Origin of the sequence: Streptomyces yangpuensis, assembly GCF_024666385.1 — a bacterium.
Taxonomy (GTDB): Bacteria; Actinomycetota; Actinomycetes; order Streptomycetales; family Streptomycetaceae; genus Streptomyces; species Streptomyces yangpuensis.
Genome location: NZ_CP102514.1, coordinates 3,126,293 through 3,148,341 on the forward strand (window position 1 = coordinate 3,126,293; position 22,049 = coordinate 3,148,341).

The 22,049-nt window shown below is 74.8% G+C and carries 21 protein-coding genes; 5 read left to right on the forward strand and 16 right to left on the reverse strand.

The window, feature by feature from the left end; genetic code table 11:
- Positions 1-30 precede the first annotated feature (30 nt).
- The gene (locus NRK68_RS14165) at positions 31-525 is read right to left on the reverse strand and encodes a DUF5949 family protein (RefSeq protein ID WP_030852554.1); all 495 of its coding nucleotides are present in this window, start codon (positions 523-525) and stop codon (positions 31-33) included.
- Positions 526-582: 57 nt separating this feature from the next.
- Positions 583-1,176 carry a DUF4352 domain-containing protein gene (locus NRK68_RS14170; protein WP_257855915.1) on the reverse strand — a complete coding sequence of 198 codons (594 nt, stop codon included), beginning with the start codon at positions 1,174-1,176 and terminating at the stop codon, positions 583-585.
- A 155-nt stretch (positions 1,177-1,331) separates the two neighbouring features.
- On the opposite strand from NRK68_RS14170, the gene NRK68_RS14175 reads away from it, so the two are divergent.
- Positions 1,332-1,772, forward strand: coding sequence for a DUF6299 family protein (locus tag NRK68_RS14175; protein ID WP_183067717.1), 441 nt, complete (start codon positions 1,332-1,334; stop codon positions 1,770-1,772).
- A gap of 38 nt (positions 1,773-1,810) precedes the next feature.
- Here NRK68_RS14175 and NRK68_RS14180 read toward each other — a convergent pair whose 3' ends face one another.
- The 5 genes from NRK68_RS14180 to NRK68_RS14200 form a co-directional block, all read right to left on the reverse strand.
- Positions 1,811-1,963, reverse strand: coding sequence for a hypothetical protein (locus NRK68_RS14180; protein WP_167350611.1), 153 nt, complete (start codon positions 1,961-1,963; stop codon positions 1,811-1,813).
- Positions 1,964-2,058: 95 nt separating this feature from the next.
- A complete protein-coding gene (locus NRK68_RS14185) occupies positions 2,059-4,146 on the reverse strand; it encodes a SpoIIE family protein phosphatase (protein ID WP_373023537.1) in 2,088 nt (695 codons plus the stop codon).
- A gap of 12 nt (positions 4,147-4,158) precedes the next feature.
- Positions 4,159-4,500, reverse strand: a complete 342-nt coding sequence (locus NRK68_RS14190; RefSeq protein ID WP_183067719.1) for a hypothetical protein — start codon at positions 4,498-4,500, stop codon at positions 4,159-4,161.
- Positions 4,501-4,525: 25 nt separating this feature from the next.
- Positions 4,526-5,827, reverse strand: coding sequence for an NAD(P)-binding domain-containing protein (locus tag NRK68_RS14195; RefSeq protein ID WP_257857850.1), 1,302 nt, complete (start codon positions 5,825-5,827; stop codon positions 4,526-4,528).
- 79 nt (positions 5,828-5,906) lie between these two features.
- Positions 5,907-7,163, reverse strand: coding sequence for a carboxylate--amine ligase (locus NRK68_RS14200; protein WP_373023538.1), 1,257 nt, complete (start codon positions 7,161-7,163; stop codon positions 5,907-5,909).
- A 293-nt stretch (positions 7,164-7,456) separates the two neighbouring features.
- Here NRK68_RS14200 and NRK68_RS36930 point away from each other — a divergent pair, with 293 nt between their 5' ends.
- Positions 7,457-9,175 (forward strand): glycoside hydrolase family 26 protein, encoded by a 1,719-nt coding sequence (locus NRK68_RS36930; RefSeq protein ID WP_373023539.1) that lies wholly within the window; start codon positions 7,457-7,459, stop codon positions 9,173-9,175.
- Positions 9,176-9,180: 5 nt separating this feature from the next.
- Here the strand turns inward: NRK68_RS36930 and NRK68_RS14215 are convergent, their stop codons facing one another.
- The 9 genes from NRK68_RS14215 to NRK68_RS14255 all read right to left on the reverse strand — a co-directional run bounded on the left by NRK68_RS14215 (position 9,181) and on the right by NRK68_RS14255 (position 20,596).
- Positions 9,181-10,323, reverse strand: a complete 1,143-nt coding sequence (locus NRK68_RS14215) for a GNAT family N-acetyltransferase (RefSeq protein ID WP_183067721.1) — start codon at positions 10,321-10,323, stop codon at positions 9,181-9,183.
- On the reverse strand, positions 10,320-11,099 hold the full coding sequence (locus tag NRK68_RS14220; RefSeq protein WP_183067722.1) for a YveK family protein: 780 nt from the start codon (positions 11,097-11,099) through the stop codon (positions 10,320-10,322). The genes NRK68_RS14215 and NRK68_RS14220 overlap by 4 nt, the downstream gene beginning before the upstream one ends.
- 67 nt (positions 11,100-11,166) lie before the next feature.
- Positions 11,167-12,495 (reverse strand): glycosyltransferase, encoded by a 1,329-nt coding sequence (locus NRK68_RS14225; protein ID WP_257855916.1) that lies wholly within the window; start codon positions 12,493-12,495, stop codon positions 11,167-11,169.
- A complete protein-coding gene (locus NRK68_RS14230; protein WP_183067723.1) occupies positions 12,492-13,265 on the reverse strand; it encodes a polysaccharide deacetylase family protein in 774 nt (257 codons plus the stop codon). The genes NRK68_RS14225 and NRK68_RS14230 overlap by 4 nt, the downstream gene beginning before the upstream one ends.
- Complete coding sequence (gene murJ, locus NRK68_RS14235) at positions 13,255-15,330, reverse strand: murein biosynthesis integral membrane protein MurJ (protein WP_257855917.1); 2,076 nt, start codon at positions 15,328-15,330, stop codon at positions 13,255-13,257. The genes NRK68_RS14230 and murJ overlap by 11 nt, the downstream gene beginning before the upstream one ends.
- Positions 15,327-16,703, reverse strand: coding sequence for an O-antigen ligase family protein (locus NRK68_RS14240; RefSeq protein WP_257855918.1), 1,377 nt, complete (start codon positions 16,701-16,703; stop codon positions 15,327-15,329). Before NRK68_RS14240 ends, murJ begins: the two co-directional genes overlap by 4 nt.
- A complete protein-coding gene (locus NRK68_RS14245) occupies positions 16,703-18,229 on the reverse strand; it encodes an exopolysaccharide biosynthesis polyprenyl glycosylphosphotransferase (RefSeq protein WP_373023540.1) in 1,527 nt (508 codons plus the stop codon). The genes NRK68_RS14240 and NRK68_RS14245 overlap by 1 nt, the downstream gene beginning before the upstream one ends.
- Entirely contained in the window at positions 18,226-19,413 is a 1,188-nt protein-coding gene (locus tag NRK68_RS14250) for a glycosyltransferase (RefSeq protein ID WP_257855919.1), read from the reverse strand. The genes NRK68_RS14245 and NRK68_RS14250 overlap by 4 nt, the downstream gene beginning before the upstream one ends.
- Before the next feature lie 19 nt (positions 19,414-19,432).
- A complete protein-coding gene (locus NRK68_RS14255; protein WP_183067725.1) occupies positions 19,433-20,596 on the reverse strand; it encodes a DUF3344 domain-containing protein in 1,164 nt (387 codons plus the stop codon).
- Positions 20,597-20,698: 102 nt separating this feature from the next.
- On the opposite strand from NRK68_RS14255, the gene NRK68_RS14260 reads away from it, so the two are divergent.
- The 3 genes from NRK68_RS14260 to NRK68_RS14270 all read left to right on the forward strand — a co-directional run bounded on the left by NRK68_RS14260 (position 20,699) and on the right by NRK68_RS14270 (position 21,959).
- Entirely contained in the window at positions 20,699-20,950 is a 252-nt protein-coding gene (locus NRK68_RS14260) for a chaplin (protein WP_183067726.1), read from the forward strand.
- A gap of 118 nt (positions 20,951-21,068) precedes the next feature.
- Positions 21,069-21,479 (forward strand): rodlin, encoded by a 411-nt coding sequence (locus tag NRK68_RS14265; protein WP_030963015.1) that lies wholly within the window; start codon positions 21,069-21,071, stop codon positions 21,477-21,479.
- A 246-nt stretch (positions 21,480-21,725) separates the two neighbouring features.
- The gene (locus tag NRK68_RS14270) at positions 21,726-21,959 is read left to right on the forward strand and encodes a chaplin (protein WP_079025896.1); all 234 of its coding nucleotides are present in this window, start codon (positions 21,726-21,728) and stop codon (positions 21,957-21,959) included.
- The last annotated feature ends 90 nt before the right edge of the window (positions 21,960-22,049 follow it).

Sequence of the window (22,049 nt, forward strand, 5' to 3'; positions counted from 1 at the left end):
GGGCGCGCGCGGCGGGCGCCCGGCGGGTGGCTACTTCTGCAGGCGCCGCACGGAGAGGACGCAGTGGGCGCTGCCCGTGAGGACCTCCTCGTCGCCCGCGAAGGCCTGGAGGGTCTTGGCGTCGACCGGGCGTCCCGGGACCGCCTCGGGCCAGGCGCGCGTGGCGAAGAGGAAGTAGGCCTGGCCGCTCTCGTCGGCCGCGGCGACCCACTCGTCGGGGGCGGTGCACTGCGCGTTCATCCCGGGCAGGGTGAGCGCGATCTGGTTGCCCTCCAGCAGGATCTGCACCGGGAAGCCGGCCGGGTTGCGGGTGCCGTCCATGACGACGTCGCCGATGGGCAGGCCGATCTCCTCCAGCAGCCCGCGTGCCGCCGCCTCGCCGGCCTCCCGGCCCCCCGGGCCGTCGCCCAGGGTGTAGGCGAGGAGGTACGGGATGTCGTGCGCCTCGGAGGGGTCGCCGATCCAGGCGAGCACCGAAAGGGTGCCGAGCTGGGACCGGTCGATTTCGGCTTGAGTAGAAGTCATGCGCCGCACCCTAGTGGTCCCGCGCCCGGGCCTTTCACGGCCTTTCACCCGGGCGGGCTAGACGGCCCAGAATCCCTCTCCGGTATTCGCCCTGATGTTCGTGTCCTGGTATTCGAGTCGCTCAATGCGAGCGTTTTCCGGGATTTCGAACACCACCCATCCCTCTGCCCGCTCACCGACCGCGAGGGAATCGAAGACGATCGGTTTGCCGGTCGTCAGCTCACCGGTGGGAACCACCGGGTGGCGCTGCCCCGCGCTGTCGTGCGCCCACATGCGTCCGAGCGCCCCGTACGAGGCACCGCCCACGTTGACGAACGACATCGAGGCGGCCACCCAGCGCTTGCCGGCCGCCGGCGCGTAGTTCTTGTCCGTGCTGACCGCGGGGTCCACATAGGCGCCGAGCAGGACCTCCAGGTGGCGCCCGACCTGCGAGCCGTGCACCCGTACGGCGTCACCCACATGGGCATCCTTCGCGCCCGGCCGCACGGGGCCGCCCTCGCCCCCCGGAGCCCCGTCGTCCACCGGGACGGCCGGCGCCGCGGCGGGGGCGAGGGCGGCTCCCCCGGGAGCGCTCTGGCAGGCGGTGGCGCCGAGCAGCAGGAGCGGGAGCAGGGCGAGGCCGGGGAGGACGGGGAGAGCGGGCTGGCGCATGCGGGATCCCTTCGGGGACGTGGTGCGGCCAGTTTCACGCGCCCGGGCAGGCAATTGCACACAACGACACGAGTGTGCGGAGCGAGTGCGTACGGCCACCTGCCAGCACAATGCGTTCCGGCGGAATCCCGCCGTCCGCACCCCTTGGAGGAAGAATGCGCATCTCCGCCCGCCGAATGGCCCTGGCGGCCTTCTCCGCACTGGCCGCCACCACGCTGTTCGGCGCTCCGGCCGGCGCCACCGTTTTCAATCAGGGTATTTCCGTCCATCACGAGGCGTACGTCGCGGGGGACGGCACCGTCACCCTTTCCGGGTCCTACCACTGCGAGCAGGCGTCACCCGCGGGGGCGATGCAGATCAGGGCGACCGTCGTCCAGGAGGACGGCCACCGGCTGAGCGTCGGCGCGGAGCAGCCCGTCTGCGACGGCACGGAGCGCCGGTGGGTGGCCACCGCCCCGGGCCGCTGGGTGAAGGTGCGCCCGGGCCGCGCGGTGGTCACCGCCGAGCTGCAGGAGGTCCGCCTCTCGGGCCTGATGCCGAAGTCGGTCGCCACCGTCGCCGAGGACACGAAGGACGTCGAGGTCCGCAGGCACTGAAGCCGTGCGCGGCCGTGGCGCCCTCCCGGTAGCCGCCGCTACCGGGACCGGCACTCGGGTGCGACGCCCGTCATCGACATGAAGGCCACCGTCTGGCACCCGGGATCGGCGTGCGGTCGTCCCGTCGTCCAGTCCACGACCGTGGGCACACCGGCGGCGGCCAGCAGGAGCGCGGCGAGGATGCCGGTCACGGCACCCCTGCTCAGCCTGCGCACAGCGCGTTCCGTTCCATGCTCGGCATCATCGCCCCGGCTCCCGCCGCCCACAACTCGACGTGTCCGGGCGGTCACCCCGCGCTCCGGGGGCTGCCGCCGACGTCGAACTCGCACCACACCGCCTTGCCGTCGCCCCGCGACTCCACACCCCAGTGCGTGGCCAGGGCGTCCACCAGCAGCAGTCCGCGCCCCGTGGTGGCCGCCTCGCCCGGGCTGCGTCGGCGCGGCCACACGCTGGAGCGGTCCTTGACCCACAGCCGGATCCTGCGGACCGGCTCCGGGAGCACCTCCATGGTCAGCACCGCCCCGCCGTCGGTGTGCAGCAGGGCGTTGACCAGCAGCTCCCCCGCCGCCACCTCCACGTCGTCGGCGAGCTCCGGCACACCCCAGTCGCGCAGGGCCTGGCGCAGCGCGTAGCGGGCGTCCGAGAGGCCCTCGGGGTCGGCCTGGTGGATGTACTGGTGGATGCGCGGCGCCCGGTGGGTGCCGGGGTCGGGGGCCCTGCGCAGCACCAGCAGCGCCACGTCGTCCCCGGAGCCCCAGCGCTCCCACAGCCGGTCCGAGAGGTGGTCGGCGAGCGCCCCGGCGTCCTGGGGGCCGCTGCGCACCGCGTGGGCGAGGGCGTCCATACCCGCGGTGATGGTCGTACCGGGCTCCTCCACGAGGCCGTCGGTGCACAGCACCAGCGTCTCGCCGGGAACCAGGTCGAGCTGGGTCTCGGGGAACTCCTCCTGCTCGAAGGCCGAGGCCAGCCCGAGCGGCAGGCCGCCGCGCACGTTGGGCCAGCCCGTTCGCCCGTCCGTGTGGCGGATCAGCGGGCCGAGGTGGCCCGCGCGGACCGCGCGTACGCCGCCCGTCTCCAGGTCCACCTGCGCGTACATGCAGGTGGCGAACCGCTCGGTGTCCAGCTCGGCGAGGAAGCGCGAGGCCCGCGCCAGCACGGTGGACGGCGGGTGGCCCTCCCCCGCGTACGCCCTCAGCGCGATCCGCAGCTGGCCCATGATGGCCGCCGCGTGCGTGTCGTGGCCCTGTACGTCGCCCACGACGATGCCGACCCGGTTGCGGGGCAGCGCGATCACGTCGTACCAGTCCCCGCCGACCTCCCGCCCGCTCCAGGCGGCGTGGTAGCGGACCGCGATCTCCCCGCCGGAGATCTCCGGGATCCGGCGCGGCAGCATGGCCGCCTGCAGTCCGGTCGCGAACTCCCGCTCCTGGTCGAAGAGGAGCGCCCGCTGGAGCGACTGGGCCACGATGCCCGCGAGGCCCAGGCACAGGTTGCGCTCCTCGGGGCTGAACTCCTCACGCCGGCGGTAGAAGAGGACGAGCCCGCCGATGGCCTTGGCCTGGGCGATGAGCGGCAGGTAGGCGGCGGCCTCGAAGCGGATGCGGCCCAGGTAGTCCGCGAGGAGCGGGAACTCGCCGCCGAGCTCGCCGAGCGAGGTGACGAAACGTGCCTGCCTGGTCAGCACCGCGTGCGAGAGCGGCAGCGACCCGTCCATCCGGGTGAACCGGCGCTCGCTGAGGATCTCCAGCGACTCCCCGCTGAGCGCGATGATCTTCATGGTGCCGCCCTCGACCAGCCCCAGGGCCAGGCCGTCGGCCCCGAGCCGCTCCAGCGCGCCCGCCCCGGTCAGCGCGGCCGTGACGTCGTCGACGGTCACCGCCCTCGACAGGGCCTCGGTGGTCCGCTGCACGATCGTCGTCTGCTGGGCACGGGCCGCCTCCAGCTTGCGCAGCAGCGTGGCGTGGGCGAGTTCCGCCGCCGCGTCCCGGACGATCCCCGCGATGTGCAGCGCCTGCCCCTCCGCGTCCCGCACCACCCGGCCCGTGGTGTGCGTCCACTGGTCACGGCCGTCGCGCCGGTGCACCGTGAAGTACGCGCCGAAGGTCTCGCCGCCCTCCTCCAGGACACCGGCGATGGTCTCGCGCAGCCGGGCCGCGTCCTCGGGCCGGACGCGCAGGGCGGCGCCCTCCGCGGTGCCGTCGTACTCCTCCGGCTCCACGTCGAAGACGGCCATGGCGGCCGCGTCCAGCGCCACCGTCCGTGAGTCCAGGTCCCACTCGAAGCTGCCCATGCCGTTCAGCGCGAGCCGCTCGCCGGCGTCGGTCACGGGGATCCGCCGGCCCGGCCCGGGTCCGTCGCGCTCCGCCGCTGCCACCTTCCGCACCCCCTACCGGCCGGGCCAGTACGGCTGGGAGATCAGGCGCTCCCACTCCTCGTCGGGCTGGCCCGGCAGGGTGCGCCCGGCCTCCCGCCAGCGCTGGACGACGGAGAGGTAGATGGTGGGCTGGTCGGCGGCGGAGGCCGTCGCGTACGGGCCCGCGTACGGCCCCGGGTACGGGCCCGGGTACGAGCCCGAGTGCGGGCCGGTGTGCCCGCCCGGGTACGGGCCCGGGTGCGGGCCCGGGTGCGGGGACCTGTCGTGCCCGGCGGTCATGGCCGTGGCGGACTGTTCGCCGCGGCTGGCGGGAATGCGTACCCAGCCCCGGCCCTGTGCTCGCTCCGCGCTCATCACGGACCCCTTCTCCCCGCGGATCTCACCGCAGGTACGTCTTCGGATGCCCCGGAGGCACCCCCGGACCCGGCCCGGAGGAAGCGGCCCGGCCGGGCCGGGCGCCCCCGGGGGAGCCCGGCCGCGGACCCCGGGCACCGAGGCGCTTGCGGACTCCTCTCACCAGTCTCCCCGCCGTGAAGCCCGCGCCGTGCACGAATCGCATGGAAGGGCCGAATGAGGGAGCCGCCAGCAGCCCCGCGAAGAACAGCCCGGGCCACGAGGACTCGAAGCCGGGGCCCAGCTCCGGGGCCCTGCCGTTGCCGACGGTCGTCAGCGCTGCGCGCAGCCGCGCGTCCAGCATCTCCAGCCGGGCCAGGTCCGGGGCGAAGCCGGTGGCGGCGATGACGTGGGAGACGTCCAGGACCACCGATTCGCCCGCGTGCGTGGTCAGCCCGAGCCGTGTCCGCTCGCCCACCGCCACCGCCCGGTGCAAGCGGTGCCCGAGCAGCGCGGGCACGCGCCGCTCGAAGCGGTCCCGCAGCCACCAGGCGCCTGCCGGGCCCAGCGCGGTCGCCACGATCCGCTCCCGGGTGTGCGCGGGCAGCCGGCGCACCGCCCAGGGCAGCTCCGACCACACCCAGCTGCGCCAGCCCGTGCCGAGCCCGCTGTGCGGTTCGCGCAGGGAGCGCAGCGGGGGCCGGCTCAACGGCTGCGGAACGGTGTTCCAGTTCAGCCGGGAGCGCCGGGCGACCAGGCACGGCCGGGCACCCTGCTCGGCCAGCAGGGCGGCGGTCTCCAGGGCCGCCTGCCCGGCCCCGACCACGGCGACCTCACGGCCCGCGAAGCCGGACAGGTCCCGGTGGCCGCTGCTGTGCGAGTAGTGGGTGGGCGGGAGCTCCCGCAGCGCCTCGGGGTGGTGGACGAAGGGCATCACCCCGGCCGCGACGGCGACCGTGCGGGCGAGCAGGGGCGGTCCCTCGGCGGTGCGGACGCGGAAGCCGTCGCCCTGCGGGGTCACCTCCGTGACGGTCACCTCCTCCACCTGCGGCCCGGCGTGCCGGGCGAACCACATCCCGTACGCGCTGAACGTGCCGATGGGCAGCGGAGTGCCGTGTTCCGCGACCGTTCCGAGAGAGGCGCAGTACTCGGCCAGGGTGTGCCGCCCGTCCGGCGCGGACAGGTTGGAGGACCAGGGCTCCGACTTCAGGTACATGCCCTCGGGCATGTGGTCGCGCCACGAGGCCATGGGCCTCCCCAGCAGCCGTACGCCGAGGCCCGCGCCGGCCGCGTGGGCGGCGATCGACAGCCCGTACGGGCCCGCGCCGATCACCACGAGATCGTCGATCCGCGTCACGGCCGCTCCTCCGGCTCGATGGCCACCTGCCCGGTCCCGCCCGCCTGCCCCGGCCCCGGCCCCGGCCCGGTCAACGCGCCACCAGTTCGTCCGGCTCGGCCGAGGCCTCCGGCGGAACGGGGCCGGAGACCGCCCCCGCGGAGGCCACGCCGGGCTGCTCCCGCCCGCGCTGGCGGGGCGCGCGGACGACCGCGCGCGCCGTGCGGCGGCCCTGCGCCGGGACACCGCGCAGGACCCGTACCCCCTTGGCCGCGCCGCGTCCCAGGAACGCGGCGAGCATGGCCAGGAACGGCCGGACGTCGTCCGCGGCGAACCAGGCCGCCTCGACCCGCGCCCGCTCCGCGGCCGGGCCCTGCTTCGGTGGCGCGGGGTCCGCCGCCGGCCGGCGGCTGCGCGGCAGGGACCGGCCCCCGACGGCGGCCAGCAGCGCGTAGTTCTCCGCGACGAACACCCGGCCCGCGCCGCCCGAGGGCTGCGGGACCCGCTGGCCCGTCAGATCCAGGTACATCGCCTGGACCACGTCCAGTCCGGCGGCGTCCGTGAACAGCCTGAACTGCGCGCCCGGACGGGGGTTGAAGTCCACCAGCCGGAAGACCCCGCGCTCGTCCCGGCGGAAGTCCAGGTCCAGGATGCCCTGGTAGCCGAGGTGTTCGGCGAGCCGCAGCGCGGCCTCCTCCACCGCCGGGTCCGGCAGCCAGCGGCCCACCGCCGTCAGCCCCGTGCGCACCGGCCAGGACAGCTCCTTGCGGCCCGATCCGGCGAGCAGCGGACGGCCGCCCCGGGTGAAGGCGCCGTGGAAGAACCAGTCGGTGTCCGGGCCGGCCGGCAGGAACCGCTGGAGCAGCAGCCGGCTCCCGGCCTCGGCGGAGCGCTCGTACAGCCGGCGCGCCTCGGCGGTGGTGTGCACGAGGGTGGTGCTGCGCAGTCCGTCCGCCCCGGCGGGCAGCAGCCAGGGCCGGCTCCACTTGGCGACCACCGGCAGGCCCAGCCGCCAGGCCGCCTCCGCCGCCTCGGCCCCGCTCGCCGGGACCACGGTCTCCGGGTGCGGGACGTCCCACCGTGAACAGAGCCTGGACAACTCGGCCTTGTCGGCCACCCGGGCGGGCAGGTTGTCGGGCTGATGGGGGATCCGGAAACGGTCGCGGAGCGCCGGGGCGACCCGGGCCACGGCGATGGCGCTCAGGTCGTCCATGGCGATGAGCACGGCGGCGCGGCCGATCCGCTCCGACACCGCGGTCAGGCACTCCAGCAGGGCCTCGGGCGTCTCCGGGTCCAGTCCGCCGACGGGCCCGGGGTGCGCGGCGCGCAGGTACCGCGAACGTCCCATGGGTCCTCCCCCGGCCTCGACGACGGCATGGACCTCCACGCCCCTGCGGCCGAGGGATCTGACGGCGCCGAGGGTTCCGTGGTGGAACGGATTGCGGTCGAGTCTGAGCACAACGGCGGGCACATGGTTGGCGAACGCGTGCATGGCAACGGTGTCTTTCACCTAGTCGGACCAAGCGGGGGTGGTGTGGAGCTGCGAATGGCCTATGCGGCAGTCACCGAACAGGCAGTTCGTCAGATCTGATGCCAACGTCTTCGACAAGCACACCGATTCGGGAAAGCTCGGGAGACGCCATGTCCAGACCACGCCGCCGACTGGCGAGCACCTGCGTCGGTACGGTCACGGCCGGACTGCTCGCCACCGGGGCCGCCCTCGCGGCGCCCGACGAGAACCGGACGGGGGACTCCGGCATCGCCATGGGCGCCTATCTCGACTACGGGCCCAACGGGGTGGCCCGCATCCCGTACCTCTCGCGCTGGCTGGGCGGCCGGGAGATCCGGGTCGGCCACACTTATCTTCCCGGCGACCAGTGGGCCGGCATCGAGGGCCGGGTCTCCTTCCTGGAGGACTGGGCGCGGTGGCGGCTGGCGGACGACGACCGGATGTTCGTCCTCAACGTGCCCATGCAGGAGCGCAACGAGGCGCGGGTGCCCGACCAGCAGGTGGCCCGGCTGATCCGGGCGGGCGCGCGCGGCGACCACGACGAGCACTTCCGCCGGCTCGCCGAGCGGCTGGTGTCGCTGGGGGTTCCCGACACCGTGATCGTGCTCGGCTGGGAGATGAACGGCGTCACCTACACCCACCGGTGCCGTCCCGACCCGGCGAACTGGAAGGTGTACTGGCGGCGCGTCGTCGACGTGATGCGCGCCGTGCCCGGCCAGAAGTTCAAGTTCGACTTCGCCCCGAGCAGGGGTACGGACGCGATCGGCTGGACGAAGTGCTACCCGGGCGACGACCACGTCGACATCATCGGGATGGACTCCTACGACCAGGCTCCCGGAGAGACCTTCGACGAGCAGATCTCCCAGCCGTACGGGCTCCAGAAGCACGTCGACTTCGCGCGGGCGCACCGCAAGGCGATCTCGTACCCGGAGTGGGGGCTGTTCCGGCGCGGGGACAACCCGGAGTACGTACGGCGCATGCTGCGGTGGATCGAGCAGCACAAGCCGCTCTACCACACCATCACCGACTACTGCCCGCACGGCGTGTGGCAGTGCAAGCAGAACCCCGAGTCCTCGAAGGCCTTCCGGGACGCGCTGATGCCCGAGGCGCCCGGCCCGGTGGTGCCCACGCCGGTCGTGCCGACGCCGGTCGTGCCCACACCCGTGGTGCCGACCCCCGTGGTGCCCACGCCGGTGGTGCCGACCCCGGCCGTGCCCACGCCCCAGGTCCCGACGCCCACTGTCCCGACCCCGCAGGTCCCGACGCCCACTGTCCCGACCCCGCAGATCCCGACCCCGCAGGTCCCGACGCCCACTGTCCCGACTCCCCAGGTCCCGACCCCGCAGGTCCCGACGCCCACTGTCCCGACTCCCCAGGTCCCGACCCCGCAGGTCCCGACGCCCACTGTCCCGACTCCCCAGGTCCCGACCCCGCAGGTCCCGACCCCGCAGGTCCCGACGCCCCAGGTCACCGAGCCCGCGCCCGAACCGAGCCCGGAAGTGCCGACCCCGGCCGCACCGAGCCCGGTCGTGCCCAGCCCGGTCGTGCCCAGCCCCGAGGTGCCGACCCCGGCCGGCCCGACTCCGGCCGCCCCGAGTCCCGAGGTGCCGAAGCCCTCCCCCGCGGCGCCCTCGCCGGTGGCACCGGCGCCCGTCACGCCGAGTCCGGTCGTACCGAAGCCCGAGCCCACGCCCGCCGCGCCCCTGCCGCAGCCGCAGCAGCCGCCGCTCAACAGCATGCAGTGGTGCGTACCGCTCAACTTCGGCGAGTGGCTGTCCAAGCTCGTCGGCAAGCAGTCGGTCTGCGTCACGATCGACCTGGGGGAGGGCTCCGGCTTCTGGCCCTTCTAGACGGGTCATCGCACCCGCAGTTCGTTGAGCCGCGCCCGCCAGTCCCTGGCGGCCGGCAGCGCCTCCCGCAGCGCGCCCACCGCCCGCTCGCGCCCCGTCACCTGCGACTCGTGCAGCCGCAGCAGGGGCGCGAGCGCGCTCGGTGCCAGCAGGAAACGCTGGTTGACGACCGTCTCGGGCCGCCAGTGGTTCTTGTACGGCTCGCTGCCCCGCAGGAAACTCACCACCGGCCGGCCCTCCGCCAGCGCCCGCCCGGCCTCGTAGCGCAGCAGCAGCGTCGCCACGTCCACCTTGCGCGCCCGCAGGTCCGGGTCCGCCCCGTAGAGGTAGCCGCCGCTCAGTCCCGCCGACAGCAGCGTGACGTTGGCCGCCACCACCTTCCCGTCGAGCCGGAACTCCGTCAGCCGGCCCTCCCCCGCCCGCACCATCCGGCGGGTGGCCCGGGTGAGATGCTCGGCGAAGCGGGGGCGCAGGTGCTCCGGGGTCACCCCGCGGCCGCGCCACTGCTTCTCGTGCAGCCGCAGCAGGTTCCGTACCGCGCGCGGCACTTCGTGCTCGGTGGCCTCGTGCTCCTCGATCCCGGCCGCGTCGGTCTTGCGCAGTTTGGCCCGCACCCGCTGGGCGCCGGAGGCCGGCATCCGCTTGACCAGTTCGTCGAACGGCAGGGTCGGCAGCTCCATGCACGTGGAGTCGGCGAGCCTGCGCCCGATCCCCGGCCAGTGCCGGAAGAGCTCCTCGGCGGCGGCCCCGGGGCGCACCTCCCGCAGGTCGACCACCGCGCCGCGGGCGGCCCGGTGCAGCCCCCGGGCCAGCGCCGGCACGACCTGCCCGGCGTGCTCCGCGGCCACGAGCACGTCGAAGTAGTCGGTGATCGGGCCGCCGAGCGGCACCAGCAGCGGGAGAGGCCGGTGGACGAGCATCAGGGCGGCCGCGCCGACCAGTTCCCCGCCGCGCCGGACCAGGACGATCCGGAGCCGTCCGTCCTTCCCGTACGAGAGCCACCAGGAGTGCAGCCAGGCGTGGCTCTGGAAGGGGGTGGCGGTGGGGCAGGCGCGGACGAGCCGGTTCCACTGCTCTTCCAGCGCGGCGAACTGCCGGGGGTCGCGGCACAGGGTCACCGACAGGGCCCCGGTGGAGCCCCGACTCATCGAACGGACTCCTTCTCCTTGGCCGAGACCGGCTCGCCCTGGGCGGGGAGGGTGGCGTACTCCTCGGCCGGAGCCCCGGCCGCGCGCTCCGCGACGGGCTCGGCCACCGGACCGGCGGCGGACGCGGCCACACCTTCCTCGGGGCGGCGCGCGCGGCCGGGCCGGGCGAGCAGCCACAGGCCGCCCAGCAGCCCGCCGGCGCACATCCCCACGGCGCCGCTGATGGCGGCGGACGGGGAGGCGGGCTCGGTGGGGGCCACGGCCTGGTTGAAGAGGAGCAGCTGGACGCCGGTGTTCTTGGCGGCCTGGTTGCTGCTCAGCGACAGGGCGTCGGCGACCGCGTTCGCGATGTCCGCGGCCTCGGCGGGGCTCTTGGAGGTCCCGGTGATGGCGATCATCGGGGACTCGGGGGAGGTCTCGGCCCGCACCTGGGTCCGCAGTTCCCGCGCGGTGATGCCCGCACGGGGCTGGGCGTAGGCGAGGGTGGAACTGCTGGTGGCGATACGGGCGTACGCCTGCGCGAAGCCGAGGGCGGTGGCGGGCTCGGTGGTGTCGTCGGGCACGGCCACGACGTAGCTGGTGGCGGCGTACTCGGGGGCCTTGAGCACCCCGTACGCCCCGCCGGCGGCCAGCCCCAGCACGGCGCAGGCCGGCAGCGGCCACCACACGGGGGGCCGGGTGAGGCGCCGCCTGGCCCTCTTCCCGGAGCGGCGGTCGGCCCTCTTCTCGGGCTTCTGCTCGGGCGTCTCGGACTTCTTCTCGGCGGTGTCGGCCATGGTCGTGCTCGCTTCCTGGAGGGGGTGGTTCCTTCGGGTCCCGGCGGGACCCCTTCGGGGGTGGGGGTCAGCCGCGGGCGCCCGGCGTCCGCCGGGGGGAGCCGGGCCCGGGCACCGTCGGCCCCGCCGGCGATCGCGGCTCCGGGCATGGGCCCGGGCCCGGATCCGCGGCGGGTTCCGGTGCCTGCCGGTGCTGCGCGGCGCCCCGGGCCGGGGCCGCCGTACCCGCCGTACCCGCCGTCCCGGCCGCGCCCGGCGACGCGGCCGAGAGGGCGAGGTCGTACACGTCCAGCAGCCGCCGCGCGCTGTGGGCGATGTCGTAGCGGCGGACGACCGGCGGCGGGGGCAGCCGTCGGGCGCCCGCCTCCATGTGGCCGCGCAGCGCCGCGACGAGTTCCTCGGTGCCGGTGCCGATCCGGCGGGCGCCGGGGGCCTCGGCGGCGGGCAGGTCGTCGATGGCCGGGCAGGTCACGTGCAGGACGGGGAGTCCGGCGGCCAGGGCCTCCACGACCGCGAGCCCGAAGGCCTCCTCCCGCGACGGCGAGACGAAGACGTCCATGGCGGCCAGCAGGGCCGGAATGCCGGGGGTGCGGCCGTCCGCGCTGTCGCCCAGCGGGTCCCGCTCCCCCAGCAGGTGGATCCGGCTCTGCGCGCCGAGGTCGGCGGCCAGCCGGCGCAGCCCCGCCCGCTCGGGACCGTCCCCGGCCAGCAGCAGGTGCGCGCCCGGCAGCGCGGCCACGGCCCGCACCAGGACGTCGAACCGCTTGCCCGGGACCAGCCGGCCGACCCCGCCGACCACGAAGGCCCGCTCGGGCAGCCCGGTGCGGGCCCGGGTGCCCCGGCGCACGCCCTCGTCGAAACGGAAGCGGGCGGCCTCGATCCCGTTGGGTACGACGTGGACCCGCGCGGCCGGCACCCCCCATCCCTCCAGCCGGGCGGCGACGGTGTCCGAGACGGCCACGGTCGCCGCGCCCAGGCGTTCACTGGCCAGGTACAGCGCGCGCACCCCGCCCGAGAGCGGCCGGCCCTCGATCTCGCCCTCGCCGAGGGAGTGCTCGGTGGCGACGGTCGCCCCGGTGCCCGCGAGCCGGGCCGCGAGGCGCCCGTACACGCAGGCCCGGTACAGGTGGGTGTGCACGAGGTCGTACCGGCCGCGGCGGATGAACTTCACGAGCCGGGGCAGGGCTCCCAGGTCCCGGTTGCCGCGCATCCCCAGGTTCACGACCCGGACCCCGTCGGCGCGCAGCCCCTCGGCCACCGGGCCGGGGTTGGTCAGGGTCAGCACGTCACACTGCATGGGCATGTGCCGCAGCAGCAGACGCAGTTGCTGCTCGGCGCCGCCGACGCCGAGGCCGGTGATGACGTGCAGCGCCTTGACCGACTCGATCGGCTTCACCGGTGCACCGCCCGCCGCAGTTCCCGGACCCGGTGGCGCAGGTGCTTGACCCGCAGCCGGGCGCCGCCGTCGGCCTGGCTGACGTGCGTGCGCGGCAGGGCGTGCGGGCCGGCGAGCCGCCCGGGGTCGATGGCGCAGGCGTAGTGGTATCCGGCGGCCCGTGTCGCGTCGACGACCCGGGCGTCGAGGTGCCCGTACGGGTAGCAGAATCCTTCGGGCAGGGCTCCGGTCAGTTCGCGCAACAGGTCGCGGCTGCCCCGCAGTTCCTGCAGGAGCACGTCGTCGGGGGCCGCGGTGAGGTCCTGGTGGAGCAGGCCGTGCGAGCCGATCTCCTGCCCGGCGGCGGCGACCTCGCGGATGCCCTCGGCGGTCAGCAGGGACTTGCGCGGCCCCAGCGGGTCCCAGACGTTGTCGACGCCGAGCCGTCCGGGCAGCACGAAGAGGGTGGCGGTGCAGCCGTGGCGCCGGAGCAGCGGCAGCGCGTGGGTCAGGAAGTCGGTGTAGCCGTCGTCGAAGGTCAGTCCGACCAGACCGGTTCCGGCTCCGGCCGCCCGGGCCCGCAGCAGTTCGCCGACCGACACCCCGCGCAGGCCCCGGGAGCGCAGCCACAGCAGCTGGGCCTCCAGGGCGAGGGGGGTGACGGTGATCCCGTACGGGTCCTCGGCGGGGTCGGTGAACTCGGCGACCGAGTGGTACATCAGGACCCACGGCGATGCGGTCCGGCGGGCGGGGCCCACCGCGGCGGGGGCCGTGTCGGTGTCAGCGGGCATTGCGGAACCTCTGCGTGAGCTGGGAGATCTGACCGGGCAGGGCGGTGACTTCGAGGGCGCGTATGGCCATGCCGGTGGCGCCGAACATGGCCGGGACCAGCAGGCAGCCGAGGCCGGCGCTGAGCAGCGGATCGGGGATCATCGGCCCGGCGATCCAACCGGTGGCGCAGGCGGCGAGGGCGGCTACCGCGAGCCGCCCGATGCTGACGGCGACCGTACGCACGTGGATGGCGATGATCCGCGGGCCGAGGCCGGTGAGCAGCAGCACGGCGGCGGTGGAGATACCGGCAGCGTTGGCGGCGGCGATCCCGTAGGTGCCCCACCAGCGGACGGCGAAGGCGCCCGCCACGACGTTGACGAGCAGTCCGGCACCCATCGCGAACGCCGGGAACCAGGTGGGCCGGGCGGTCGAGAAGAAGGGCCGGGACAGTGCCCCGACGAGGCAGTGGCCGAGCAGTCCGAGTCCGTAGACCCGCATGACGGCGGCGGTGGCGAGGGTGTCCTCGTGGGTGAAGGCGCCCCGTTCGAAGAGGACCTGGATGATCTGGGGGGCGTAGCCGATGACGAGCGCGGTGCCCATCAGGACGGCGAGCGAGGCCAGCGCCAGGTCCCGCTCCACCCGCCGGCGGGCCTTCTCGCGTTCGCCGCCCGCCATGGCCTGGGCGACGACGGGGAAGGTGACGGTGCAGATCATCAGCGACAGCACCATCGGCATCTGCGCGACCTTCTGCGCGTAGTTGAGGTGGGAGATCGCCCCGGAGGGCAGCGAGGCGGCCAGGAACCGCTCGACGAGGACCTGCGACTGGCGGAAGACGGCGAAGAGGATGACGGGGGCGATGACCCCGAAGGCGATGAGGGTGGGGCGGTCGCGGTCGCGCTGGCTGCGCGGGGCGGCGGACCGTCTGGCCCGGGGCGGGCCGAAGCCGACGTGGCGGACGAAGGAGGGGAGTTGGACGAGCGCCATCAGCAGCCCGCCGACGGCGACGCCCGCGGCGGCCGCCCGCACGCCCCACAGGGTGTGCAGGGTCACCATCGTGGCGATGATGCCGATGTTGTACGTGACGTAGATCGCGGCGGGCGGTACGAAGGAGCGGTGCGCGCGCAGCGCGGCGCTGAAGTAGCCGGCGATACCGAAGGAGAGCACGGTCAGCGCGGTCAGGCGGGTGCACTCCACGGCCAGGCGGGGGTCGGGCAGGCCCGGCGCGAGCACCGCGACGACGGCCGGCGCGGCGACGACGAGGACGGAGGCGACGAGGGCCAGGAACACCAGGAGCCGCGGCAGGGTCGCCCCGACCAGCAGTCGTACGGGGTCCTGGACGCGGGCCTCCCGCCGGGTCAGCCCGGCGCGGCCGGCGGCCCGCCGGGCCAGGGCGTGGCTGAAGGCGGGCACCATCAGCAGCGCCATGGCGTCCTCGATCAGCAGCGTCGAGGCCATCTCGGGGACGGTCCAGGCGATGAGGAAGGCGTCGCTGTCGTGCCCGGCGCCGAAGAGGTGCGCGATGGTCTGGTCGCGCACCAGCCCGAACAGGGACCCGGCGGCGGTCAGCCCGGCGGTGACGGCGGCGGCCTTGGCGAGGAACCGCCCGAGGGGGGCGCCTGCGGCGGGCTCGGCGGCGGACACCTCGGCCTCTACCCGGCGGCGGCCGCGCCCGAACCGGCTCCCGCCGCCTCCGGCGCCGCCGGCGGGAGCGGCCGGCGCGGCGGACCCGCCCGGAGCGGGGGACGCGTCCTCGCACCGCACACCGCCGGCGGCGGGCGCGGTGCCGGCGGGCGCGGCGGCGGGGCCGCTCGCGACGCGCGCGGCGACGCGCACACCGCAGCCCGCCGGGGCCCCGCCCGGATAGCCCGCGGATCCGAACGGCGGTCGCCGCACGGCGGAGTCGCCGCCCGGCAGGCCCCCGGCGACGAAGCCCGGGTCCGCGGGGAGCGGCGCCGGAACCGGCTCGCCGCCGGGTGCCCCGTCCGCGGCCGCGTGCGGCACATACCCGGAGGTGGGCGGGACACGGGTGTGGCCCGCTCCGGCCGGAGGGCCGGAGGCGGGCCGCCAGGGCGTGGTGTCCGTCACCGGCCGCTCGAACTCTCGGGGACCGGGCCCCGTACCCCGGTGCCGCCCCGGACGCCCGCCGGTGAGGGGAGGGCCCACCAAGCCGCCAGGCCGATGATCACGCCGGTCAGGACGGTGGACGGGCCGCCGATGTCCGCGTAGAGGAAGTCGGTCAGCTGCCACACGAGCAGCCCGGTCGCGATCAGCCCGCAGTCCCGCATCCGCGCGCCCGCGCCGGTGGCGAGCCGCCGCAGTCCCGCGACCAGCAGGGCCGCCCAGCCGCCCGCCAGCGCGATCAGCCCGATCAGACCCTGCTCGCTCAGGATCAGCAGGTACATGTTGTGCGGGGAGAGCAACGGCTGGCGGATGTACGCCTGGCCCGCGCCGGCGGTGTCGCTGCCGGAGGAGAGCCCGAGCGAGGCGTGGCCGTCACGGTGGGCGGGGAAGCCCTTGAGGCCGACGCCCGCGGCCGGCCGCTCGCGCCACATCGACTCGGCGGCGGCCCACATCGTGTAGCGGTCGGTGACCGACTGGTCGGGGGCGCTGGAGACCTGGGTGATGGAGGTCAGCCGTTCGGCGACCATCTCGGAGCCGACGCCGAGCCCGCCGACGAGGACCACCCCGGCTGCGGCCAGCGCGGCGAGCACGGTGAGCGCCCGCCGGATCCCGGCCAGCGCCATCACCAGCAGCGCCGCGCCGAGGGTGGCGATCCAGGCGCCGCGGCTGAAGGACAGCACCAGCGGCAGGACGAGCACCAGGGCGCAGCCCGCGGCGATCCGCCGCAGGCGGGAGGGCAGTGCGGGGGCGAGGGCGGCGGCGGTCGCGACGACCAGCCCGTAGGCGACGACGGTGGCCATGCCCATGACGTCGCCGGGGCCGAAGGTGCCGACGGCCCGGATGTCCTCGCCTTGGTAGGAGGCGCCGGTGTGGGTCGCGTACTGCACGACCCCCACCGCGCCCTGGACCAGTGCCAGCACCACGAAGCAGCCGGCGGCGAGCCGGAACTCCCGGGCGTCGCGCACCAGCAGCACCACGGCCGCCGGGACCAGCACGAAGACCTGGAGGTAGCGGACGAAGCCCGGCAGGGCGGCGTCCGGGTCCCCCGCGGTCACCGTCGCGACCGCGAGGCCGACGGCCGGCGCCCCGAGGACGAGGGCCCCGAGCGGGGTGAGTGCCCGCACCCGGCCGCGCAGCGCCTGGACGGCGCAGACGAGGACCAGCAGCAGCGAGGCGGCGTCGGCCGGGCCCACCTTGCCGGAGGCGGTCGCGTCACCGGCCGGGAGCGGGGCGAGCAGGAAGAGCACGGTCGCGGCGAGCGGCAGCAGCGGCCAGTGCCGGCGCAGCAGGCCCGGTACGTCCGGCCGGGCCCAGTGGCCGGGGGCGGCGAGGCTCATCAGCTGCCCCCCAGCCGGAAGCGGAAGAAGGAGGCGGCGGTGCGGGCGAGGATCCACAGGTCCTGCCACAGCGACCAGGTGTCGATGTAGTGGTTGTCGAAGCGGGCCCGGTCCTCGATGGAGGTGTCCCCGCGCAGGCCGTTGATCTGGGCGAGGCCGGTGATGCCGACGGGCATCCGGTGGCGGGCCTCGTAGCCGGGGTGGACGGTGGAGAACTTGGCGACGAAGAAGGGCCGTTCGGGACGGGGGCCGACCAGGCTCATGTCGCCGCGCACGACGTTCCACAGCTGCGGCAGCTCGTCGAGGGAGGACTTGCGCAGGAACGAGCCCACCGGGCTCATCCGGCGGTCGCCCGCGACCGTCCAGCGGGTGGCGGACTCGTGCGCGTCGGCGCGCAGCGTCCGGAACTTCAGCAGGGTGAAGGGGCGCCCGTACAGGCCGACGCGCTCCTGCCGGAAGATCACCCCGGGCCCGTCCCAGAGGCGTACGGCGGCCGCGCAGAGCAGCATCACCGGGGCGGCGGCGACCAGGGCGACCAGGGCGAGGGCGGAGTCGATGATCCGCTTGGCCCAGCGCTCCAGGGGGCGGGCCGGGCGGGGCAGGAGCGGCTGCACGGCGTACCCCCACAGCTGGTCGGCGGGGTGGGCCAGCCGCATGCCGGTGACCTTGGCGGTGCCCGCCGGGTCCGCGAGCCACAGCCGGCAGCCGTGGTCGTGGAAGAGCCGGACCAGGGAGGCGGTGCGCTCGTCGGCCTCGGGCGGGCGGGTGAACACGGCGTGGCGGACGGTGTTCTGGATGACCGCGCGCCGGATGTCCTCGTGGGTGGCGAGGAGCGGGAGGGGGCCGGGGTCCCCGTCGGCGGGGGCCGCGGTGTCGGCGAGCCCGACCGGGCGCAGGCCGAACTCGGGGCGGCCGTGCAGGGCCGCGGCGACCGCGCTCGCCCCGGCGCCCGGTCCGACCACGAGGGCGGAGGCGGGCCGTCGCACGGCCGTGCGGCGGTGCAGCTGGTTGGCGACGCCGCGGCCCGCGCAGACCAGTACGGCCTGCAGGCACACGGCGGTCAGCAGTGTGCTCCAGCCCATGGCGCGCGCCGGGTCGAGGGCCGCGGCCACGGCGGCGGCCGCGCACCACAGGACGGCGGAACGCCCCAGCACCGCGGGCAGTTCGAGGAGGGCGGAGGGAGCGAGCCGCGGCCGGTAGAGGCCCGCCTGCGTGTGCAGGGCGAGGAGCAGGGCGGGCAGCACGGCGACGGCCGGCGCGGCGGGCAGCGCCTGGCCGGGCAGGGTGGCCGCGGTGAGTACGGCGGCCAGCGCGTCGGCGGTGAGCAGGGGGAGCAGCCGGCTGCTGCGGCGCAGGCGCTGCGGGCGTACGGCGGACCGGGCGAGGTCCGCCCTGGGCCCGCGCGGCGGGTGGATGGCGGTCGCGGAACGGCGGGTGGCGGCGTGGGGCGCGGGCGCGAAGGCGCTGCCGCCGGGCCCTGTGCCGCCCTGCCCGGTGTGCCGGGCGGGTGCGCTGTCCATCGTCATCGGCTGATGCGCTCCTGGTTCAAGGGCCGGGGCCTGCCCAGCAGTTCGTGGTACAGGCCGGTGACCGCGTCCGTGGTCCGCCGCACGTCGAAGTCGGTCCGGGCGTGCTGCCGGGCCTGCTCCCCGAGTTCGGCGAGGAGCCGCGGCTCGGCGAGCAGCCGTCCCAGGGCCTCGGCCAGTGCCGTCGGGTCCTCCGGCGGTACCAGGCACAGGCGTCCCTGGCCGGACGGCAGGCTTTCCCGGGCACCGCTGACGTCGGAGACCAGGACCGGTCGGCCACAGGCCATGGCTTCGAGCGGGGCGAGCGCCATGCCTTCCCACCGCGACGGCAGTACAACGAGATCGGCGGCCCGAAGCCACGGTCGGATGTCGGCGGCCGCGCCCGCGAAGTGCACCCGGGCCGGGGCGGTGCGGCGCAGCCGTTCGGCGTCGGGGCCGTCGCCGACGAGGGCGAGGCGGGCCGCGGGGACGGCCGCGAGCACCTCCGGCCAGGCCCGCAGCAGGATGTCCTGGCCCTTCTGGGCGCAGATCCGGCCGACGCAGACGGCGAGCGGGCCGTCGGCCGGGAAGGTGGGCGGCAGCGGCAGCGCCGCCCTGGATTCGGCCCGGTCCTGGGCGGGGTCCGGTGCGCCGGGCCGAAAGTGGTCGAGGTCCACCCCGTTGCGGATCACCGTCCAGCGGGCGGTGATGCCCTCGGACTCCCCCGCGCGGCGTTCGGCCTCGCTGACACAGAGCACCCGGTCGGCCCAGCGGGCCGCGTACCGCTCCCAGCGCAGGGCGAGTGCGGCGGTGGTGCCGCCGACGGCGTCGAAGGACCAGGCGTGGGGCTGGAAGACGGTGGGCGGTGTGCCGCGTGCGGCGAGCCGTCCGGCCAGTCCGGCCTTGGCGCTGTGGGCGTGCAGGAGGTCGGGCCGGATGCGGCGCAACAGCCCGCGGGCACCGGCCAGTTCGGCGGGGAGGCCGGGGCCGGGGGCCCGGCCGGCCCGCCAGGTGAACACCTCGGCGCCGGCCGAGCGGGCGGCGTCGCCGAGCGTGCCGCCGGGCGGGCAGCCGACGACGGCGCGGATGCCCTGTGCGGTCTGGGCGCGGACGAGGTCGGTGACGACCCTGGCCACACCGCCGTCGACGGGTTGTACGAGGTGGAGGACGGTCGTGGGCTGTGCCGCCCGGGAGTGCGTGGGCACGGGGAGTGGTCTCCTGCGTTCAGCGGCGCGCGTCTGTCTGAACGAAGAGCACACCGAGGAAATGACCCTGACTTTCGCCCGTGAACCTGAAGTCCAGGCTGCGGGCGCCACCGGACAGGGCGGGACTCAGGTCGAACACGTCCGCGTCATATCCGAGATTATTCATATGATCTGGCTGTCGTACGAAAGAGGGGCCGCCGAATTCCGTGATCGTGGAATTCATGACGTCGTTGAACGGGTTCTCCCCGTCGCTGAGGCTCACCCGGCGCCCGCTGTCGGCGGTCACGGTGAGTGAGTCACCGAGAGTGCCCCGGTCCCCGTCGTACGCGACCACCCCGACCCGGCCCGCCGAGCCCGCCGGGGCGTCCAGGCCCTTGAGCGCGACCCTTCCGTCACCGGCCCGGGCGGCGAGCGACTCGAAGCCGTCCCACAGCGAGATCCGGCGCAGCGGCTCCTGCGGGTGCTCGTAGGCGACGACGAGGGTCCAGCCGCCCCAGGCGCCGACCTGGGAGTGGCCCATGGCGATGTTCAGCTGCGAGACCGTCCACATCCCGGCGCCGCCCTTGCGCACCAGCGGGGTCACGTCCGCCGAGGCCTGGTAGGCGTCGCTGCCCCCGTCCGTGCGGTGGCCGATCACCGTGTCGGCGAGGACCTCCTTGTACGCCCCGCCCGGCTCGGCGACCAGCACCCGGCCGTTGTCCTCCGGCGGCTTCTGCTCGCCCACCCGCAGGTTCCCGCCCCAGTACAGCCGGGCGTACGAGACCTTCGCGCCCTGGGGGACCTTGAGCTCGGCCCGGGTGGAGTTGTAGGTGTCCGGGTCCTTGTCGACCTCGCTGTAGAACATCTCGAACTCGCTGTTGACCCCCGCCGCCCCCCGCTTGACCTCGGCGCACGGCTCCGCCTGCGGGGACTCCTCCCTGCGGCAGCTGATGCCGGAGTTGGAGGCGCGGACCAGGCCGCCGTGCTGCACGGCCTGGTAACGCTGGGTGAACGGGATCCGGGGCAGCTCCTTGGGCGCGGGCGGGGCGGCGGCCACCGCTGGAGCGTTCACGGAAAGTGCGAGGCAGGACAGCAGGCCGAGCGCGCCGAGGATTCTGCCGGAGGAACCCATGACCCTGTCTCCATTTTCGATCAAGGGGACAAAACAGGAGTGCACTTTGTCAGAAATCGGGCTGGAAATCACGCCGGACTCGCTTGTACGGCCTTTTGGGCGATAGCACGCACCCTCACAACGGGCGGGTCGTTATGAGGTGCACCATTGTTCGAACCGAAAGGAAATTCGCAGATGAAGAAGAGGCTGGTGCGCGGCACCACCGTCGCCGCCGCGGGCGTCGCCGTGCTGCTGGGCGGCGCGGGCCTCGCCTCCGCGCACGGTGGCGGCGCCACGGCCGAGGGCCTCGCCGCCGGCTCCCCCGGCGTGGCGAGCGGCAACCTGGGCCAGATCCCGGTCCACGTCCCCGTGAACGTCTGCGCCCTGACCGTGAACGTGGTCGGCGCACTGAACCCCGCGTTCGGCACCACCTGCGTGAACGCCTGAGCGTCAATCACACCGCGCGAAACGGCTGCATCCGAGTGAAGCCACGCAACCCGCACCGGGTCGCAGCCGTTGATCCGGGTGCTCCACTACCGGGCAATCCTGCAAAAAAGGGACGACAATGATCAAGAAGATGATGGCCTCGGCCGCGGTTGCCGCCTCGGTCGTGGGCATGGGTGCCGCGATGGCCCCGCAGGCGATGGCCGTCGGCAACGACAACGGCATCAACACCGTCAACGGCAACAACTCCGCCCAGATCTACGGCAACCAGGCCACCTACGGCAACATGAGCCCGCAGATGGCGCTCATCCAGGGCTCCTTCAACAAGCCCTGCATCGCGCTCCCCGCGAAGGCCAACGTCCAGTCCGTGCTGGCCCTGATCAACGTCGGCGTCCAGGACATCCCGGTCCTGTCCAGCCCGCAGAACCAGCAGTGCACCGAGAACTCCACCCAGGCCAAGGGCGACGAGGCTCTCTCGCACATCCTCAGCAACATCCCGGTCCTCTCCGGCAACGCCTCCGCCGGCAGCTGATCGCACCCCGCGCCCGCGAGGCCGTCGCACCTTCGGGTCGCGGCGGCCTCGCCGCATGTCGGGCGTATCTGCGGCACCCCGGAATTGTCGTCGCACATCACCGCACCGAACCGCCCTGCCGAATTCCGGCGGGGACATCGGAGTGAATTTCAGGGCGCTCACCGAAAAAGCCCGGTTTCTTTTCACCGGACCACTCGTTGTTAATTCTGCAGCGGATACGCCTCTGCGGGAAGGATCGAAAAAGAAATGACGTACAAGAAGGCAGTGGTGCTCGCCGCCGGCGCGCTGATGGCAGCCGGTGCCGCCTCCCCCGCCATGGCCGACTCGGTGGCCGGCGGCACGGCCGTGGGCTCCCCCGGTGTCCTCTCCGGCAACGTCGCCCAGGTCCCGGTCCACATCCCGGTCAACGTCTGCGGCAACAGCGTCAACATCGTCGGGCTGCTGAACCCCGCGTTCGGCAACACCTGCGTCAACGCCTGACGCTGCGCGTGCGCCCGCGAGGGCAGACCTCCTCGGGGCGGCCCCGGAGTGCACGGCGGTGCACTCCGGGGCCGCCTCCGACACAGCACC